This is a genomic window from Pontibacillus halophilus JSM 076056 = DSM 19796 (assembly GCF_000425205.1).
GTDB lineage: Bacteria > Bacillota > Bacilli > Bacillales > BH030062 > Pontibacillus_A > Pontibacillus_A halophilus.
In genome coordinates this window covers 1-17,314 of sequence record NZ_AULI01000025.1, presented here as the reverse complement: position 1 = coordinate 17,314, position 17,314 = coordinate 1, and the positions used below count along the sequence as shown (strand labels likewise).

Below are 17,314 nucleotides of genomic sequence, written 5' to 3'. Positions count from 1 at the left end.
CACACCCTTTCATTTCTACACATATACTCCATCGTATGTGTAGAACCAAAAAGGTGGCATAGACATAAGTACCATTTCACCGGGACGGAGGGACAGGTTCTTTGTCCCGCAAGATCTTTCGAGTGTGGTGAAGTCGCATCCATACGCAATGAAAATCCAAAGCTGTTCAAGAAGTAACAGCTAAAAAAGCTGCCGAGATTCCTCACTCGGCAGCTTTCTATGGTTTACTGGGACAAGTAACCTGTCCCTATGTCCCTTAGGTCTGTGGTTGGTTGTTGGCAGCTGTAGTTCTGGCATACATAGACTGTGGTCTTACCATCGATTTTCTTGTAGTCTTTCGTGAAAGGAGCGATGTGTTCTGGTTGTTCGTCTTCTTGAATCACAAGATAGGTGACGTTTGGAAGCCACGTTCTCTTTAAATCTCGTAAGAAGGCTTCTGTCTCCTGCTTGTTCTCACCTACTAGCACAACGACTTCTTTCATGGTTTGTTGCGTAGAGAGAACCGTTTGCATCAAATACGCATGACCAGCTGGATATTGGTGTAGGTCTTCTACAAAGGCATTGAGTAGGAGAGAAACTCTCTCTTCTAACTCGTAATCTCCGATAATCTTTGCTAGACGCCACAACTGAAGTGATGCGACACTGTTTCCAGAGGGCAAGGCTCCATCCGCCGCCTCTTTAGGTCGTGCCAGGAGCTCTTCGCTGTCAACTCCATAGAGGAAGAATCCAGACTGCTCGTTGTCCCAAAACAAGTCATACATAGTGAGTGACAGTTCACGTGCCTTTCGTAAATAACACGTTTCAAGCGTTGCTTCATACAGCTCCATATACCCCCAAAGCATGTAGGCGTAGTCTTCCAACACTCCTTTATGTTTCACTTCCCCGTCACGGTATCGAAGCATGAGTCGCCCATTCTCGTAGAGATTCTCTTCTATAAAGGATACCGCTTCTTCGGCATGTTGGATGAAATCACTCCGGTCGTACACTCGTCCAGCTTTAGCAAGAGCTGCAATCATTAAGCCGTTCCATGATGTCAGGATCTTATCATCCTTAAACGGGGCTATCCGTTCTTTTCTTGCTTGGAACAGGAGTGCTCGCGCTTGTTCCAGGTCTTCCATTACTTCTTCAACGGTTAATTCATTCCTCTTTGCAAGTGAACTTAGATCAACGTTGATTGTATTTGGAATGCTCTTTCCTTCAAAGTTTCCTTCTTTGGTGATATTGTATGCTTGGCAGAAGAGTTCGCCAAGCTCTTCCCCAACAACATGCATCACCTCAGCCGGCGTCCATACATAGAACTTGCCTTCTACCCCTTCGGAATCTGCATCCTCCGCTGAGTAGAAGCCGCCTTCAGGGTGCCTCATGTCTCGAACCACATAGGTGAGAATCTCCTCTGCCACTCGTTTATACCGATGCTTTCCTGTCACTTGAAACCCTTCTGTATAGGCCATCGCTAACATGGCATTATCATACAACATCTTCTCAAAGTGAGGGACGAGAAACTTCTCGTCAACGGAGTATCGGGAGAAGCCATATCCTATATGGTCGTAAAGACCGCCATCCGCCATCGCATCAAGTGTTCTCGTTGCCATTACGCGTGCATGAGAGGACGGCTCCTCCGCATGGTATCTAAACAAGAACAACAGATTATGAGGACTTGGAAACTTTGGCGCTGCGCCGAATCCACCATGCTGCCCATCGAACATCTTCATAAGATTGTGGTAACTATGATGATAGATCCCTTCTTCAATATCGCCGGTCTGCTGTACGGAGAACGCTTGAGACACTGCAGTCTGTACGTTAGACTCTACACGCTCAATCTTCTCAGGGTTCGCGTGAAACTGTTGAGACAACTGAAGGATGACATCCCGAAAGCCAGGTAGATTGTGTCGGCTCTCTTTCGGGAAGTACGTACCTGAATAGAACGGTACACGATTCGGTGTTAAGAATAGATTCAACGGCCAACCTCCCATCCCATTCATCATATGGCACACCGTCATATATATGGAATCGATGTCAGGCCGTTCTTCCCGGTCCACTTTAATCGAGACGAACCACTCATTTAACAGCGTAGCTATACCCTCGTCCTCAAACGTTTCTCGTTCCATAACGTGACACCAATGACACGTGGAATACCCGATACTTAAGAAGATCGGCTTGTTCTCTTCTCTCGCCTTCTGAAAGGCTTCCTCTCCCCATGGATACCAGTCTACTGGGTTGTGGGCATGTTGTTGTAAATAGGGGGATTTCTCATTAATTAATCGGTTCTGCTTGCTATTGGACATGTAATTCACCACTCTTATTTAATATAAACCTAATACCGCATCCGTTAAGATTGAAGCGCCTTCCTCATCCCTTCATGAAAACCGTCCCCACGTCCATTCTCATAAGCTCGCTCTACCATTTCTCTTTCCTCTTCATTTAAATCACGCTCTATGTACTCCTCAATTGCATAACGATTTGCTAATTTTTCATTGCCATCGGAGCTAGAGCTAAAATGAGCATGGTATACGTATTCCAGAAATTTGATTCGTTCTCCATTATCCATTTGCTTCATGGCTTGTATCATTTCAGTTGCATTCATAATTACGTACTTCCTCCTCTACCGTGTTAGCCACACAATGTGTGACCTTATCTCTCTCTATCTTACACGTTCTCCTCTCAATCCTAAACAAAGACGCTACAAAATAGAAAGAGCCGACCCTTATAATGGTCAGCTCTTCCTAATCGAACTTCTATGCACATTGACTAGTCATCAAGAAAGAGTTTCGCTAACACGGGGTCGTGGTCACTCACGCGTCCGTCTTTCTCTGTAAAGTCTGCATTTACATGAACGACGTCAAACACCGTATTATCCGCTAAGTGATTCGTTACTAGGATATGGTCGAGTGCCTGTGAATTCCCTTGATAGTTATACGTGTAGCGGTGTTTCTTCCACATGCTCTCCATCTTGTTCGTAAGTACATTTCCTTCTAATGCGTTAAGTGTGTCAGAGAACTCTAAGTCGTTCATATCCCCTAACACAACGATGTTGGCATCATTGTCTTCTTTCAGTAATTGATCGACAAAGTAATTGACGACAGATGCTTGCTTCACGCGCTGCACCTCACTATGCCGCTGCGGAGGTTGAATCGCGCCAAATAACGCATCATCTCCCCCTTTGGATGTAAAGTGATTTGCGATGACAGTTACAATCTCATCGTCAAATGAGAACTGCGCTGCCAAAGATTTACGGGAACCTTGGAAAGCCTCATGAGTTGGGTCGATTCGCCCTGGATTCAAGCTAAGCTCCCCATCGTCAAGCACTTCCACCGCAGTGGTCGCATCTCCCTTCACTCCCTCTACTAACGATACACGTTCTGGGTTGTATAAGTATCCAACTCGAATATTTCCATCAGGCTGCCCGCCGTCTTCGTTGTTCTGTGGCGCAATGTCAGTAAACGCGTAGGAGGGTCCACCATTCTTCTCAATGGCTTTGACGAGTGCCTGATAATTTGCCGTCGCATCTGTGCCTCCTGAATCTGAGCCGTTGTCGTCCTGCATCTCAACAACTCCGACAATATCAGGTGACTGCAAGTTCTTCACGATGTCCTTAGCAATCTCATTTGTTTTACCTGAACCGTCATTATAATAGTTTTCTATATTATAGGAAGCTACCGTAAGTTCTTCTTCTGAACCGGTTAAGTACGTCTTCTCTGGTTTGAACGTGTTCTTCTTCACATTTGGGACACCGTCTGTCATAAGCTTAAAGTTGCTAAATTCATACCCCATCACTCCAGTAATCGCTTCCTTGAACGTGTTGCCAACGTTTACAGGGCGCATGTTCTGACTGTAATCATCAACAAGGATTCGTTCTGGATTACGATCACCCTCTATCGCAATTCCGCCCGCAGGCGTCACAATAGTTGAAGTTCCGTTCGGCACGACAACAGCCGTCTCATCGTAATACGTATATTCAGCTCGAGGCATCACAACTTTCGCATTCGGCGCAGAAACTCTCATCCCCTCGAGGCTTTCATAGAAGTCAATCGCATCCTCTTCAACATCAAAGCTAGATAGTTGATCATCGTCGATGTGACGGGAAGGGATTGTACGACCCTCTTCCCCCAGTGTCACAGCAGTTGGAAGAGCATGTCCTTGTGATTGAATCGTCACCTCATCAGCTAGAATACTTGTTACACTTAAATCATTTGAGAAATCGAACCAAGCGAAGTTGTCTTGAACCGCTTCTGTTACCTGTCCATCGACGGTTACTTCGTCTCCTACTGACACATCCGACCATGTCTTCACATGAATTCCTTCTGACGTTGCAGGGTTATCGTCGTAGTTCTCTTCTTTATGCTGCATGTAGAACCCGTCATACGTTAGATACGTGACAATCCCTGTTATGCCGCTTACTTGTTCCCCATCGTAAGGAGAGTGGTGACTCTCACTCTGTATATCGTGAATAGAAGGAGCCGCTTCTGTTGCCTCTACGTCTGATAGACTCCATGGTACAACCAATCCTCCGACTACTAGACTCAGAGTAACAACACTCTTCTGCCTCCAACTTGTACGTTTACCCATGCTCTCATCCTCCTCATTTCTTCATGCAAATATGCACTTTATGATTCCAAAAATAATCAACTCTAGCATAATTTCTCAAGCAAGATTGGAACATAGCACCATATACTCATGGCGCACTATACATGATTCCACAAGGCTAATTTGATGAGAAAGTCCTGAACCTCTTGAACGATTTTCATGTTCAGTACATAAGTAATACGTTTTATAAGCCTTAAGCATTAACCCCTTTGTTAACTCTATGTAAATCTATTAGGAAAGGTTGAGATGTAGCCGTTCATCCCAACCAACCTTTAGTCCTACCTCGGTTCCAATCATGTCAACGGCATGAGATTTCTACCATGTTCAACATCTATCCCATTAGAAAAAGTCTGCTCTAAGAACAGGCTTTCCATATATGTATGGATTGCGATCATTCATCCCCACCGCTGTCAGTAAACGTTTTTCCCGATTTCCCCATATAGTAGAGAAAGCCAGCAGAAGACAATATCCCTAATAGTGCAATGAGCAACCCCATTTGTTCACCCCCATATTCTCGAAATTGTTTAGTTTAACGTACGTCTCATTCTGTAAGACCATATTCTGTAATAACGTGAAGGATTGTGACACCGTTTCACTACAAACACAAAAAAGGACGTGTAATCACGTCCTCATATGCTACAACCGTTCAATCACAGCTGCTGTTGACATCCCATGACCAATACAAACTGTAAGCAATCCGTACTGACCGTTGCTTCGTTCTAGCTCATGCAACAAGGAGGTCATAAGCTTTGCCCCTGTTGCACCGAGCGGGTGACCAAGTGCAATGGCTCCGCCGTTCACATTTACTTTGCTCAAGTCAGCTCCGAGCTCCTTCTGCCAAGCGAGCACGACAGGAGCAAAGGCTTCATTAATTTCTACCCGGTCCATGTCCGACAGCTGAAGCCCTGCTTTAGCTAACGCTTTACGTGTGGCTGGAATGACCCCGTCTAGCATCATCGTCGGATCAGAGCCAACAACAACCCGACTTAAGATTCTGGCTCTTGGTCTCACCCCAAATTCATCCGCTTTCTCCCGACTCATTAGTAGTACGGCCGACGCCCCGTCACTCATTTGACTTGCATTACCAGCCGTCACGACACCTTGTTCCTTGAATACTGGCTTCAGCTGAGACAACGCTTCGAGTGACGTATCCTTCCTTGGACCCTCGTCTTCTGAAACCGTCACAGCCTCTCCTTCTTTCGATTCTCCTTTCATTGGGACAATCTCTTTCGTAAATCTACCTTCTTTAATCGCCTCAAGCGCTCGTCTATGACTTTCATACGCATATTCATCTAATGCCTCGCGACTTAGCTCATGTTTCTCTGCAATGTACTCAGCAGATACACCTTGATGAACAATGTTGTACCGATCATGAACACTTTCGGGAATGGTGGCATCATTTCCATCACTCAGAATTGGCACACGTGTCATATTCTCCACTCCACCAGCAATCACTACATCGAGGTCTCCAGCTGCTATTGCTTGCGCACCGAAGTGGATGGCTTGCTGGCCTGAACCGCACATCCGATTTAGTTGAACACCAGGAACTTCCACAGGGAAACCTGCATCCAACAAAGATAGCCTCGCAATATTAAATCCTTGCTCTTCGATTGGTGAGACACAACCTAAGATGACATCTTCTACTTCACGCTTCGGTAGTCCGACTCGTTGTACGACTTCATGCAAGACGTGACTTGCCATATGAACCGGATGGGTATTTCGAAATACCCCTTTACGCTTCCCAACAGCCGTTCTTACCGCTTCCACAATAACAACCTCTCTTGACATAACTATTCCTCCCCACATTTAAACCGCTTTCATTTATATAAAGGGGTTCGCTGAAAGAAGGTTGATTTCCTTCAAATAAATAAACGACTCCTTTACAGAAGTCGTTCTATCGTTCTTTATTTTCATTAATTACAACAGATAACTTGTAGTCCACGTACACACTTAACGATGTAAGAAACTCATCCAATTCCGTATTTGATGGAAATCGGCACTGAAGTAAGTAACAGCCTTCCCCACTTACTTTATAGTTGTTTAAGACATAGGGCTCTTGGGAATGAATGAAGTTGAAGTACGACTTGTGATGATAACCTCTTGTGAAGATGCTCAGAAAGACATGTACAGGAAATCCAACCTTATCGTAGTTAAGACGAATCGTATACCCTTCAATGATTCCCTCTTCCTCTAGCTTGAGTACACGCGCGGAAGCGGCTTGTCCTGTAAGGTGAACGCGTTCCCCTAGTTCCTTCATCTTCATGCGTCCGTTTTCTGCTAGTACGTTAATAATTTGGCGATCTGTGGCATCCATACATTCTACAATCCTTTCAACTTTCAAGTGAAATGACGGGAACACTTGATTCTATCTATGTATACCTTTCTTACCCTATACTATCCTAAAGAAGAACTAGAAAAAAGGAGGACGCACATTATGGATATTAAAGTTGTACGCAACGCTACGTTGCTCTTGTACTATAACGATAAAACGTTTTTGATTGACCCATTCTTTGCAGATAAGGGTTCGATGCCAGCATTTCCGAATACACCGAATCAGGATGTAAATAATCCTCTAGTCAGCCTAACCTCATCGATTGAGGAGCTCATTGATGTGGACGCGGTCTTTGTCACCCACTTACATCCGGACCACTTCGACGACAAGGCGATTGAGATGCTTCCAAAGTCCATCCCAGTCTACGCACAGAATGACCACGATGTACAAACGATTCAAGAGGCTGGCTTTACGAACGTGAATACAATTGACAGCATTGGTCACTATGATGGCATACAAATCACGAAAACGGGTGGTTCACACGGCCGGGGAGCGATCATCGAAATGACGGGAGAAGTGTGTGGCATTGTCTTCCATCATGAAGAGGAGCAAACCCTTTATATTGCCGGAGATACTGTATGGGTTGAGGAAATGGAATCCGCGATTGAGACGCATGACCCAGACGTCATTGTCGTAAATGGAGGCGCCGCTCAATTCCTTGAAGGCGGACCGATTACAATGACTGAGGAAGATATTCACGAAACTTACAAAGCTGCACGCAACGCACAGATTGTTGTTGACCATATGGAATCACTAAACCACTGCCTGCTCAAGCGTAGTGAGTTGAAGGATTATGTAGAGAAGAACAACATGACCGATCGTGTTCACGTTCCAGATGATGGAGAGGTATTGTCGTTTTAAGTTTATTCGTCATTGAGGAGTAACCGGTAGTTGTAATGGTTCCTCCTCAATGATTGTAAATACTATCCCTTATTTGGTACTCCAACTATCATCTTCTTCTAAATCCCATAAAATAATTACATCACTCTTGACTACTTTAATCCTTGTACAATCCTTTTTTAATGGTTTATCTCCTATTAAGACATTATTCTTGAAAGTTCTCTGTAATAAATATCCACCTTCAACGACCTTTCCATTTTCGTACTCTATATGCTTCACCTTTATATCTTTTGTTAATAAATAATCAAACGACATAAAAAGTGGGAGACTAGAGATAGCGATTAGGAATACTATTATTAACGAATTCGTAATCATTTCAGGACTACTTTCGGCTTCACGAAGCGCAGCATAATGGATAGCACCAAGACATAAGTGAATAAAAACTGAGCTCAACAATACAATTATTAACATAATGGTAAATGCCTTAATCTTAATCTCTAATTTGGTATGTCTATAGTTCCTACTTTCTCTTATTCTACTGTATTTCTTTCTAAGGTAATTAAACTTGTGAAATCTCAGCTTAATAAAGATATACCATCCCCACACAATTAAAACATCCCCTAAAAGAAGGCCACTAAAAATATGTGGATTACTATCAAGATATTTAAGTAATGGATCAAAATCAGCTATCAATGAAGCCATCAAAGGGAATACTATAAATATAAATAAATAGCTCATCACTTTATAAAAAATCTCAAGTTCTTTACTTATTAATTTCTTTTCAATTGTATTCGACGTAAAAAACGTTACTATACTTGGCTTAAACATTAAAACTAAAAACGCAGTAGAGATGATTGAAACTAAGGGGATGAGTATTGATTGTAAGTATTCTAAAGCATCCATTAGCTACACTCCTTTATTAGGCATACAACTAATATCGGACGTCTTCTAACAGAATTTAGTTAATAGAAGAGAGATCATGAACATTTATTATCTTACTATTTTATTTTTTGTTTCAACCGACCATTTCAGTGGAAGAGTGTAACTGTCAACTATGAATAGGCTAGGAAGGAGAAATGAAGAAGTGAGTGAGCTAACAGTCGGGTTACTTCCTGCCCCTGAATTGCCAGAGAAAATTGCAAGAAGCTTGGCGAATGAACTTCCTGATTTACTATATAACGAAATTGATAATACTGTTGAATGGAACATTGAAGTGGTCATTGACCCATTAACTGGCGCTGCTGAGAATGCGAATGAGATTATTGATGAGACAGAAGAACGGAAAAAGCGGAATGGTTGGGATTATGCGATTTGCTTAACTGATTTACCGATTTATGAGAAGAGTAATATCGTGTTGGCAGACGTTAATAAAGATCGATGCGTCTCTCAAATTTCTTTACCCGCATTTGGTTCTGTTCCTATGAAGAAGCGGATACGGGAAGTAGTCATCAGCATGGTAAGAGAACTCCATCACCATCAGTATGAAGTAGACAAATCTGAAAAGAAGAAACGCTTTCCGAAAACCTTCTCCCCAATTCGAACAGTCATTCCAGATAATGATGAGAACAACACTCGCTACATTGTCATTCCCAAACTAAACGGAAGGTTACGCGTGTTGTTCGGGATGGTTTATGCAAATCGTCCGTGGACAATCTTCCCTTCATTTAAGAGTGTCGTTGCCGTTGCATTTGCTACGGGTACTTACGGTCTAATCTTTCCTACCTTATGGACGTTAAGCGCTGCCTTTGAGCAGACAAGGTTTATTGCACTTATGTTTACTGCCTTATTTAGTATGATTGTGTGGATTATCTTCGCTCATAATTTATGGGAGAAGCCGTCGCATCGTAGCAAGTACAACTTGAGGCGCCTATACAATTTCGCTACCGTTGTAACCCTCAGCATCGCAGTCATTCTCTACTACTTGATGTTGTTCATCTTGTTCTTTGTTGCGGTCCGTATCTTCGTCCCCGCCGAATTGTTCGGAATGGAAGCAGGACTTGAGTCAAGCGCGCAGATGATGGACTATCTACACCTTGCATGGTTAGCTACTTCTGTGGCAACTCTTGCTGGAGCGTTAGGCGCAGGGCTTGAGAATGATGAGCTCGTGCGAAACATTACGTATGGATACCGACAGAAACGACGGTATCAAGAAATCGAACAAGAGTCGACGAAGGATCATGACACGAAAGGAAATGAGTCATCGTAAATGAACGTTAAGTAACCATGACTCCAATACAAAAGGAACTATCCATCGATAGTTCCTTTTGTTGTATGTAAATTTAACTAGGTCACATCGAACATGCTTCGACGTCATCTAGTTGAATAGTGAGTTTTGTGAAACACCCAATCACTCTTCTCTTTATTTAACCTCTCTCCTTAAAGAACACTCCTTTCTAAATCCCCTCCGTATTCATAAGCACGATTCTCCATCCATCTGGGTCTTCGATGGTAATCCCCTTCTCTTTCCAGTACACATTTTCTGGTTCTACGGCTCTGTAGCCCATATTGACCAGCCGTTCTGATACTGCAAGGAGCTCTTCCCGGTCTGCAATATAAAAGACTAGCAAATTATCTTTCGTAGGGGCGGGACAAGGGCTCCCTTCTTCATGACTCGTAAATTCTAGTTGGTAAGACAACGTCGGTAATCCATAAATAATTCCATCATAGCCGCTATGTCCTTGAAACTCTCCCATTCGCTCTAGACCAAGACCCTCTTCATAAAACTTTACGATTCTATCCAGTTGGTTCGTTGGCCTAGCGATTCTTATCTGACTTGCATTAAACTGATTAAATTTCACCAGTATCCCCCCGTAAGTCGATTTATCTTCCTTTCATGCACCAACACATCTCGTCTATAGAGTAGGAACCCCCTAATCATAGACACTCATGCTTACTAAGGAACATGAGGTTGCATTTCCCCTTCATTTAACAATTGGAATTTTTTATAAATTAATCTTACCATGTTCTTTTTAAAGCTGAATAGTCTCATGCACCATCCCTTCTTCCCACTCCATCAGACCCATTCCAACAAACTTACAAAACAACCCTTATTATTTATTTTTTAACAGTTATCTTTACCAATGGAAAGCATTACCGTCACATCGTGAATTCCTTTTCACTTTTTTGACACATTTTGATTGCACAAAAATATTAACAATTCTATAATGGCAAAGCATAGTTTTCATAACTGTTATACATGACAAAAGGACTGATACGAAATGTGGAGTATGATTGGTTTATTTGGAGGGTTGATTCTGTTGGTTGTTCTTACCCTTCGAGGTATGAACCTATTACTAGCAGCTCCTCTATGCGCATTGTTTGTGGCGCTCTTTAGTGGAATCTCTATATTTCCACAGACTGCTCCAGATGGTAGTGCAACGTTACTTGGGAATTACATGAATAGTTTCGCAGATTTTGTTGCTTCTTGGTTCCCTATGTTCTTGTTAGGGGCCATTTTCGGTAAAGTGATGGAGGATAGCGGTTCTGCCCAAAGTGTCTCCAGATGGGTAATTGGAAAGCTTGGGATGAATCGTGCTGTTCTTGCCATCGTCCTTGCTTGTGCGGTCTTAACGTATGGTGGCGTAAGCTTGTTCGTAGTTGCGTTCTCGGTCTATCCGATGGCGGTCAGCTTATTTAAGGAAGCGAATTTACCAAGACGCTTTATTCCGGCAGCGCTTGGATTTGGCTCGGTCACGTTCACGATGACATCAGCAGGCTCACCTGAGATTCAGAACTGGATCCCAATTGAATACTTAGGCACGTCTCCTTATGCAGGATGGGAAGTAAGTATCATCGTCGCTATCTTCCTATTCTCTGGAGGGTATTACTGGTTGAAGCGGATGATTGCAAAGGCTGTTGAACGTGGTGAGGTGTTTGAGGAACGAGCGGATGACCCTGAAATTACTGAACGGGAATTGCCTCATCCATTGATGGGCATCTTGCCATTGTTTATTGTATTGGCCATTTCCTTCTCCCTGCATGATGTGCTGGAGCAATCCGCATTGATCATTGCTCTTTTAGGTGGCGTGCTGTCTATCTTACTTTTAAATCGCACGTATATGCAAGAAACGAGTAAAGCGATGTCGGAAGGGACAACAGGTGCGTTAGTCGCAATCGGGAATACGGCTGCTGTTGTCGGATTCGGTGGCGTTGCGAAAGCTTCACCTGCATTCGATCAGGCGGTTCAAGCCATGACCGATTTGCCAGGTTCACCGTTGATTGGAGGCGCCATCGCAGTTAGTGTGATTGCTGGATTAACTGGTTCAGCATCTGGTGGTCAGGTAATTGCACTTCCTATCTTAGGACCTCACTACTTAGATATGGGCGTGAACTCGGAGGCACTTCACCGAACAGTTGCGATCTCCTCAGGAGCGCTCGATTCCTTGCCTCATAACGGCTATGTCGTCACAACCATTCGAGCAATTGCTGGCGAGACGCACCAGCGTGCTTATTGGGCCATGGGCGCCGTAACCGTTGTGCTCCCTGTTCTCGGTGCAATCCTAGCCATTATCTTGTTCTCTATGAATATCGGTATATAAGAGAAAGGTCAGACCTACATTAGGTCTGACCTTTCTCATTATTGAATAGTAATGTCACCAGAAGTAGCAGAAATGGATAACGTGTTCTCTCCATCTCCAATTTGATTCTTTACCGTTCCATTTGAATCGTCGTTAAATGAAATGCCTTCTAGTTGTACACTCTTGTCACCAGAAGTTGTGTCCAAGACGAGGTTCAAGGATGTTGGTTCTTCCGCGTAATGGAACGCGATGTCCCCTGACGTTGTTTCAATGGAAACATCCGATTGAACATCTGCCTCTTTAATCGTCACGTCCCCAGATGTCGCTTGTATAGAGAGGTTACCACTATAAGTTTCAAATAACAGATCCCCTGAATTTGTTACGAGTGTACCTGACTCTGCCTGAATTGCTTTCCCGCGGATATCACCAGACGTTGTGTGCATCTCTAATGTAGTTACGTTCTCCATCCCATCTGTTATAATGTCACCGGAAGTTACATCAACAAGCACGTTATTCACGTCCAGCTTCGGAAGTTGAATATCAGCGGAGGTTGCTTGAATCGTTAAGCTTTCGTACACTTGTTCAGGAAGATAGACATTCAAATCTAAGTCTTCAAGCATCGTAAACCCAATCTCAAATGAGAAGTTTGTTCGTTCTACGATGGACACCTTTCCACCGTTCTTCTCTACAGTAAAAGTCACATCTTCAAACTTCTTCTCTGTCATTCTACCAGAGAGCTCAGCAGTGACTTCATCACTATCTGTTTTAATTAGTGTTATGTCTGCGTCCTTTACGTCAATGGAAAGATCAGTGACACCTTCTGCACTGACTTTCTTCTCATCCTTCACCTTGGCATTTGCAAGATGACTGTCAATCCCCCCTGCTAATATAGCGGAGACGCCTATCACTCCAACGACAAGGGAGGCAATAGCGAAATAGACTAGTTTCTTCATCCTTTCTCTCCTCCTTTAACAATTCCAATGTTATATTTCATATAGCTTACCGTTCCTTTATAGAGCCATTTCCCAGTATAGATAAGTCCGATGGATAACAGTAAACCGAGTCCCAATGAAGTCAATGACATGCTGATTGACAAGAAGAAGCTTGCATCTGAAGCACCAAAGATCCATGTGGATATCAGAACGAGTGGAATGAGCAATAGGGAGACTGCCACACCCCAAATGCCTATATAAACTCCTAATAATCCGAACGCAGGGCCTAGAATAAAGATTAAGTTAAAGAAGCTTAAACTGACCGTAGCCAAGATTGCCTTCCACATATTCTTCATGGAACGATTCTCAGATGCTGCTTCTACATAATGATGAGCCGTAATTTCCTTCGCAATGGTCTTAGGGTCACCAAGTTCATTCACAATCTCTTCTTCGCCCTTCCCATCTTGCTCGCCACTTAAGAAGTGTTCTTCATAATCATCTAAGATGTCTTCCCGTTCATGCTCGGGTAATTCCTGGAGCAAACTGTCCAATCTCTTCATAAACTGCTCCTTATTCATCGCTTCTCATCTCCTTAATAAAGTAATCTACCGCATCTGAAAATACCGCCCAATCTTCCATGAGTTCAGCTAAATACGCTTCCCCATCCTCACTGAGTGAGTAGTATTTACGAGGTGGCCCTTCTTTTGATTTCGCTTTATAGGTCTCAAGGTAGCCTTCTTTCGTTAAGCGGCGAAGGAGCGGATATAACGTTCCTTCGGCAACTTGAATCTTGTTCGAGATGTTCTGCGCCAGCTCATACCCGTATTGATCCTTATTCGAGATAACAATGAGGACACAAAGCTCTAATGCCCCCTTCTTCATTTGCACGTTCACCAATGGGCACCCCCTTCTTAGTAGTGAACAATATTCAATAGTGATTCAAAAGAAAAGAATGGTGGTTCGCCATTCAGTACTACACATTGTTCAATAGTGGTGTGAAAAAATATGTCCGTCTGTTCTTTACTATAACGGTTACTACTGAACATTGCAAGGTACTGAGTCAACTTTTTTCTTGAAAGAAGTAAAAAAGTGCCAAAGCTCATACTTTGGCACTCTTCCCTTTCTTAGTTATGCAACGCGTGCTGAATGGTCTGTTGCAGCAAATCCATGACGTGTTGGTCATCGTGGGAATAGTAGATTGTTGTACCCTCTCTTCGATACGTAACGAGTCGAAGGTTCTTCAAGAAGCGAAGTTGATGAGAGACCGTAGATTGACGCAAATCCAATGCCTCAGCTATTCCATTGACGGACATTTCCTCTCTACACAATAAATAAAGAATTCGAATACGTGTCGGGTCAGAAAGGGCTTTGAATGTCTGTGATACGACAAATAACGTTTCCTCATCAAGTGCCTCGTTCTCTACTGGTTTCTCACTCATGGACAATCCTCCTTAGTGATGGTGAACTTGGTTAACCGAACATTCTTCACTTTCATATTCAATTTCAATGGTGACGTGGTCTAAATGAATGTCTCTTATAATCTTGTTCACTTGACTCTTAATGGTGCACACATCATCTTTCTGCATATGGTCCGGGACGATAATGTGAGTTGAGAAGGCATGATGCTCCCCGTCAAGCGACCATAAATGTGTATGGTGAATAGATAGCACGTTGTCAATCTGTTCAATACGTTGTTTAATGTCGTCTAGCTGTATGCCATCCGGAACCCGCTCAAGGAATAGTTCCATTGTCTTCTTCAAGTTCATAATCACGTTGTACAGAATATATAGAGTAATCCCAATGGACAGTAGTGGGTCAAGAATCGGTAGATCCACGAAGAAAAGCACAATACTTACGATAAGAACGGCTACCCAGCCAAGAACATCTTCAAGTAAATGCCAAGAGATGACCTTCGCATTCATGGATTCGCCGTCTTTCATCTTAACTACGGCCGCTCCATTTACAACAATCCCTAATACCGCAAGAAGAATCATACCAGCGGCGTTCGGAGACTCAGGATTTAGTAACCGAGGAACAGCTTCGGTTAGAATAAATACCGATCCGATGACAAGAACGACGCTATTAATGAGTGCAGCTAACAAAGAAAACCGTCGATAGCCGAATGAATATTTCTCATCGTGCCCTTTCTTCGAATACTTCTCAAGAAACCATGCTAACCCTAGAGAAAGCGAGTCTCCAAGGTCATGTAACGCATCAGATAAGATAGCCATACTATTGGTCAGTAGGCCACCAATGATTTCAATAATCGTAAAGAAGAAGTTAAGAAAGAATGCGGTACGTATATTTCCATTAGAATGGTCATGATGGTGATGATGATGTCCCATAATCTACTCCTCCGTTCTAAAACGACTCTCTCTAATATATGATTATATGCTCATATTTACATCTTTAGTATATACTTATGAGAAATAGGGTGTCAATGAGCGAATGTCCACCCAATCACACCCTTACGTTTCACCTTTTCAGTGGTTGTTAAACGCGAAAATCTTATGTATTTGGAACAGTGACCACTTTCACCCTAACTCCTCCCTCAAACGTTCGTCTTGCTTCCTCCCCCATGCGCTTCACGTTGACGGATTGCTGAGATGCCTTTACAAGTTGGCCATCTACCAGAATGGAAGGATCAATTAACCTTACTTTCAGCCTTTGATGGAAATCGTAATCATGCTCATCTTTCACCACTTTACTACTCGGTTGTAGATGACGTAGTTGTTGGATGACCGACTTATCATTAGACTGGAGCAGCTTCTCTACTACTTCTTGATCTTCTAACAAGAAATCGTCTCTTGAGATGATCCCCTTCTGCAATGACTCCTTTAGGAGATTTGCCATCCAATAGTTCGCGAACATGTTCTTCGGATTCATAAAGAAACCGATCACCTCTTCATAATACCATTCCGTAAACCTCTCAGCTGCCTGGACAGAGTCGAGATAAATCAAACCATCCTCCACTCGAAATTGTCGGACGATTTGTTGCGCGTCCTCAATTGACCGATATCCATAACGGGATAAGTCTCTAAGCGTGTAATCAATTCGATCCGCACATAGCAAAGGAGCAGGCTGTTCTAATAACGTCCACTGTTCCTCTTGAAACACACGCTCCACGTTCATTCCATGCTTATTTAAGATCGATGGAATTTCGGAGTTCATGACGACCTCCTCAAATATATGTTCATGATAATCTTCGTTATGTACATTCAACACCGTGTCTACGACGTGTGAGAAAGCGGTATGCGATACGTCATGTAGAAGCCCTGCCACTTGCTCCTCAACCGTCCCCCCTAGTCTTCTTATTAGTAGCATGACCCCGACAGAATGCTCATACCTCGTCACATTCCATGTCTCTTCAACTAAGTAGCTCGCCCCCGCTTGATGAATTCCTTTCAACCTTTGGATTGGCTTACTTCTAACAAGTTCTGCTAGTACAGGTTCCACTTCAACTGTTCCATATAATTTATCTGTAAGTTTCATGATTCCATCCCCCCTAATCTTCTCCCTTTATTGTACGTGACACGATTCTTCTAACAAAGAGAAAAGGTGTTATTCACATTCAGTACATGGAGAGCTACTAGCGAAGACTGCAAAGCGCAGAACGTGTTAACAGCGATGTAAGCAAAAAGGAATTTAATCCCAAATCAATGAATATATGATACACTGAGAGGTACTAACTATCGTGTACTCGTTTATTTTCTTTATTAGACGAATGGGGAAAGATTCTCTTTAGACTCTCGCCTTCCCCATTATCACAACTGGATAGGCTACACTAAATTGGACATGTAAATTAAGGTCAGGTAAACTTATCTCAATTCAAATAGCGAGGAGCACTGACCATGACTAAGAGGTCCAGACGTACGTTCACAGAGGAGTTTAAGAAGCAGATGGTCCAGCTTTATCAGAACGGTAAACCTAGGAAACAGATTATTGAAGAGTACGAGCTGAATCCTTCTACCTTTGATAATTGGGTGAGCCGATTTGAGAAGTCCGGGTCCTTTAAAGAGAAGGACAATCGCACTCCTGAAGAAAATGAGTTGATTCGTCTTCGGAAGGAAAATCAACGGCTAGCGATGGAAAATGATATTTTAAAGCAA

The 17,314-nt window shown here is 43.1% G+C and carries 17 protein-coding genes; 4 read left to right on the top strand and 13 right to left on the bottom strand.

Features of this window, described 5'->3' with window-relative positions:
• Positions 1-224 precede the first annotated feature (224 nt).
• From H513_RS0117035 to H513_RS0117010, 5 genes are all read right to left on the bottom strand, one after another.
• The gene (locus tag H513_RS0117035; protein ID WP_026801800.1) at positions 225-2,285 is read right to left on the bottom strand and encodes a thioredoxin domain-containing protein; all 2,061 of its coding nucleotides are present in this window, start codon (positions 2,283-2,285) and stop codon (positions 225-227) included.
• Between the two features lie 44 nt (positions 2,286-2,329).
• Positions 2,330-2,584: a hypothetical protein gene (locus tag H513_RS0117030; RefSeq protein WP_026801799.1), complete on the bottom strand. Its 255-nt coding sequence runs from the start codon at positions 2,582-2,584 to the stop codon at positions 2,330-2,332.
• 164 nt (positions 2,585-2,748) lie between these two features.
• Positions 2,749-4,566 carry an endonuclease/exonuclease/phosphatase family protein gene (locus tag H513_RS20590; protein ID WP_051240109.1) on the bottom strand — a complete coding sequence of 606 codons (1,818 nt, stop codon included), beginning with the start codon at positions 4,564-4,566 and terminating at the stop codon, positions 2,749-2,751.
• 654 nt (positions 4,567-5,220) lie between these two features.
• Positions 5,221-6,372 (bottom strand): thiolase family protein, encoded by a 1,152-nt coding sequence (locus tag H513_RS0117015; RefSeq protein WP_026801798.1) that lies wholly within the window; start codon positions 6,370-6,372, stop codon positions 5,221-5,223.
• Between the two features lie 106 nt (positions 6,373-6,478).
• Positions 6,479-6,898 (bottom strand): Lrp/AsnC family transcriptional regulator, encoded by a 420-nt coding sequence (locus H513_RS0117010; RefSeq protein ID WP_026801797.1) that lies wholly within the window; start codon positions 6,896-6,898, stop codon positions 6,479-6,481.
• A gap of 120 nt (positions 6,899-7,018) precedes the next feature.
• Between H513_RS0117010 and H513_RS0117005 the strand changes: the two genes are divergently transcribed.
• Positions 7,019-7,777 (top strand): MBL fold metallo-hydrolase, encoded by a 759-nt coding sequence (locus H513_RS0117005; protein ID WP_026801796.1) that lies wholly within the window; start codon positions 7,019-7,021, stop codon positions 7,775-7,777.
• A 69-nt stretch (positions 7,778-7,846) separates the two neighbouring features.
• On the opposite strand, the gene H513_RS0117000 is transcribed toward H513_RS0117005, so the two are convergent.
• A complete protein-coding gene (locus H513_RS0117000; RefSeq protein ID WP_026801795.1) occupies positions 7,847-8,659 on the bottom strand; it encodes a hypothetical protein in 813 nt (270 codons plus the stop codon).
• 181 nt (positions 8,660-8,840) lie between these two features.
• Between H513_RS0117000 and H513_RS20585 the strand changes: the two genes are divergently transcribed.
• Positions 8,841-9,962: a hypothetical protein gene (locus H513_RS20585; RefSeq protein WP_051240107.1), complete on the top strand. Its 1,122-nt coding sequence runs from the start codon at positions 8,841-8,843 to the stop codon at positions 9,960-9,962.
• 187 nt (positions 9,963-10,149) lie between these two features.
• Here H513_RS20585 and H513_RS0116990 read toward each other — a convergent pair whose 3' ends face one another.
• Positions 10,150-10,554 carry a VOC family protein gene (locus H513_RS0116990; protein WP_407946640.1) on the bottom strand — a complete coding sequence of 135 codons (405 nt, stop codon included), beginning with the start codon at positions 10,552-10,554 and terminating at the stop codon, positions 10,150-10,152.
• Positions 10,555-10,974: 420 nt separating this feature from the next.
• On the opposite strand from H513_RS0116990, the gene H513_RS0116985 reads away from it, so the two are divergent.
• Positions 10,975-12,294, top strand: coding sequence for a GntP family permease (locus tag H513_RS0116985; RefSeq protein WP_026801793.1), 1,320 nt, complete (start codon positions 10,975-10,977; stop codon positions 12,292-12,294).
• Positions 12,295-12,332: 38 nt separating this feature from the next.
• Here the strand turns inward: H513_RS0116985 and H513_RS0116980 are convergent, their stop codons facing one another.
• The 6 genes from H513_RS0116980 to H513_RS0116955 form a co-directional block, all read right to left on the bottom strand.
• Positions 12,333-13,226, bottom strand: coding sequence for a DUF4097 family beta strand repeat-containing protein (locus H513_RS0116980; RefSeq protein WP_026801792.1), 894 nt, complete (start codon positions 13,224-13,226; stop codon positions 12,333-12,335).
• On the bottom strand, positions 13,223-13,783 hold the full coding sequence (locus H513_RS0116975) for an HAAS signaling domain-containing protein (RefSeq protein ID WP_026801791.1): 561 nt from the start codon (positions 13,781-13,783) through the stop codon (positions 13,223-13,225). The genes H513_RS0116980 and H513_RS0116975 overlap by 4 nt, the downstream gene beginning before the upstream one ends.
• A complete protein-coding gene (locus tag H513_RS0116970) occupies positions 13,776-14,099 on the bottom strand; it encodes a PadR family transcriptional regulator (RefSeq protein WP_026801790.1) in 324 nt (107 codons plus the stop codon). The genes H513_RS0116975 and H513_RS0116970 overlap by 8 nt, the downstream gene beginning before the upstream one ends.
• Before the next feature lie 230 nt (positions 14,100-14,329).
• Positions 14,330-14,644, bottom strand: coding sequence for an ArsR/SmtB family transcription factor (locus H513_RS0116965; protein ID WP_026801789.1), 315 nt, complete (start codon positions 14,642-14,644; stop codon positions 14,330-14,332).
• Between the two features lie 12 nt (positions 14,645-14,656).
• A complete protein-coding gene (locus H513_RS0116960; RefSeq protein WP_026801788.1) occupies positions 14,657-15,550 on the bottom strand; it encodes a cation diffusion facilitator family transporter in 894 nt (297 codons plus the stop codon).
• 163 nt (positions 15,551-15,713) lie between these two features.
• Positions 15,714-16,697, bottom strand: coding sequence for an HD domain-containing protein (locus tag H513_RS0116955; protein ID WP_026801787.1), 984 nt, complete (start codon positions 16,695-16,697; stop codon positions 15,714-15,716).
• A 359-nt stretch (positions 16,698-17,056) separates the two neighbouring features.
• On the opposite strand from H513_RS0116955, the gene H513_RS0116950 reads away from it, so the two are divergent.
• The coding region (locus H513_RS0116950; protein WP_026801786.1) for a transposase at positions 17,057-17,314 on the top strand (258 nt) is incomplete at its 3' end.